Raw genomic sequence first — 829 nt, 5'->3', positions numbered from 1 at the left:
AAAGTCATAATAATTACTTCGGTCTCCTTTACCATCACTCCCCAATCCCTTTACCTGCTCATTAAAACTTCTTGTTAATGGTTCTTTTGCATCTGCTCCTATCTTCGCTTTAATTAATGATAAGGCCTCTTTAAGATATGTCATATCATACTTAATTACTTCTAATGATGATGTTGTTGAAGAACTATAAAATAAGCCGTCATTATTAAGATTGTATTTAAGTTGTTCAAGTTCATGCCTTAATTTACCATTTAATTCTCCAAGTCCAGATTCATTAGAATTATCTTCTTCTGTAAATGAAAAGAAATTCAAAAAATTTGAAAGGCCTCCTCTCTTATTCTCCTTTACTGATGTAACTGCAGATGATAAAACATCTTGTAAGTCTGCTAACGAATCATCTTTGTAAAACAAAAAGTTATGTGTCTCTATTCTTTTACCTATCTCTTCATATATCTTCTCTAGTAAGTACACATCAAGCAAAAAACTTTCCGTATAACATGGTGTATAAGAATGCAATATATAGTCATAATTCTCATATATGATTAATCTGCTCTTATGTATCTTAATTTGTTCAAGTCCATGAATGGCTTCTTCTTTATTTCCTTTTCTGCAATAATAAGTAATATAACTAGAATCAATTCCAGTATCATATACCCTGTCATAGTCTAAATACATAAATCCAGTAGGGAGTTCTTGATTAACTTCTACATTTAAATTGTTAAGTTCATCGGCCGTCTTTACTAAGATATACCCAACTCCATTAAATCTGTAGCTAATAATACACTGCAATAATGCTGATTTAAGCTCTATTTTTAGATTATCTAATTCT

Annotated in this window: 1 protein-coding gene; it reads right to left on the bottom strand. The window is 30.2% G+C overall.

Features of this window, described 5'->3' with window-relative positions; all coding sequences use genetic code 11:
• The coding region (locus tag U881_RS0109860; RefSeq protein ID WP_024654255.1) for an anti-CBASS protein Acb1 family protein at window positions 1-829 on the bottom strand (829 nt) is incomplete at both ends.

The organism is Borrelia persica No12, from assembly GCF_000500045.1.
Taxonomy (GTDB): Bacteria; Spirochaetota; Spirochaetia; order Borreliales; family Borreliaceae; genus Borrelia; species Borrelia persica.
The sequence above is the reverse complement of the archived record's forward strand: the minus strand, read 5'-3'. Positions and strand labels throughout refer to the sequence as shown.